Below are 243 nucleotides of genomic sequence, written 5' to 3'. Positions count from 1 at the left end.
GGCGAGTGGAAAGTCAAAAAGCATGGCCAGGAACGCCGCCGTATCTGGCGTAAGCTGCATCTCGCCGTTGACAGTAAAACACATGAAATCATCTGCGCTGACCTGTCGCTGTACAACGTTACGGACTCAGAGGCCTTCCCGGGTCTTATCCGGCAGACTCACAGAAAAATCAGGGCAGCATCGGCAGACGGCGCTTACGACACCCGGTTCTGTCACGATGAACTGCGGCGTAAGAAAATCAGC

The 243-nt window shown here is 54.7% G+C and carries 1 protein-coding gene; it reads left to right on the top strand.

From position 1 onward, the window contains the following. On the top strand, window positions 1-243 hold a 243-nt coding region (locus ACLH1I_RS26710), incomplete at both ends, for a transposase (RefSeq protein WP_411302960.1).

This window comes from Klebsiella sp. 1SOBk10mer (assembly GCF_046602535.1).
Taxonomy (GTDB): Bacteria; Pseudomonadota; Gammaproteobacteria; order Enterobacterales; family Enterobacteriaceae; genus Klebsiella; species Klebsiella quasipneumoniae.
The sequence above is the reverse complement of the archived record's forward strand: the minus strand, read 5'-3'. Positions and strand labels throughout refer to the sequence as shown.